Origin of the sequence: Streptomyces sp. E11-3, assembly GCF_046540415.1 — a bacterium.
In the GTDB taxonomy this organism is placed as follows: domain Bacteria; phylum Actinomycetota; class Actinomycetes; order Streptomycetales; family Streptomycetaceae; genus Streptomyces.
In genome coordinates this window covers 1-746 of the sequence record NZ_JAZGRL010000228.1, presented here as the reverse complement: position 1 = coordinate 746, position 746 = coordinate 1, and the positions used below count along the sequence as shown (strand labels likewise).

Genomic DNA, 746 nt, shown 5'->3' with positions numbered 1-746 from the left:
GCCGTCCCCGGCATCACGCACCACCAGCCCGCCACCAGTACGCCCCCGTCCCGGAGCCCAGACCTCCAGCTCCAGTTCGCCGTCCGCACCGCGTACGGGCAGCACCGAACCCGCCCGGGCCAGCACCGGAATACGGGACAACGGGGCGTCGAGCAGCACCTGCCCCGGCCCCTCGTAGACCTCCCCGGTCACCGTGTCGTACCAGCGCCCCCGCGGCAGCCGCACCGCACGCCGATCGGCCCCGTGCTCCAGCACCGGCGCCACCAGCAGCGCGTCCCCGAGCAGAAACGCGTCCCCACAGTCCCGTAGCGCCCGGTCCTCCGGAGTGAACCACCACACAGGGCGCACGTAGGGCGCCCCGGTGCGCTGCGCCAGATGGGCGAGCGTCACCAGATACGGATGCAGCCGACGCCGCTCATCGAGCGCCACGCGCGCGTGCTCCAACACCTCGGGCCCGAACTCCCACGGCTCCCTGCGCCCCGCCCGCAGCGCCGCATGTGTACGGAACAGCGGCAGATACGCGCCCAGTTGGAACCAGCGCAGATACAGCTCCGGCGACGGGCTGCCGTCGAACCCGCCCACATCGGGCCCCGAGTACGGCACCCCGCACAGCCCAAGCCCCAGCACCAGCGACAACGAGGCCCGCAGCCCCGGCCAGCCGGTCGCCACATCCCCCGACCAGGTGCCCCCGTACCGCTGCATCCCCGCCCAGCCCGAACGCGAGAACAGGAACGGCCGCTCCCCGG

General features: G+C 73.6%; 1 protein-coding gene. It reads right to left on the bottom strand.

Translation table 11 applies throughout. From position 1 onward, the window contains the following. The coding region (locus U9R90_RS36575) for a glycoside hydrolase family 31 protein (RefSeq protein WP_411061826.1) at positions 1-746 on the bottom strand (746 nt) is incomplete at both ends.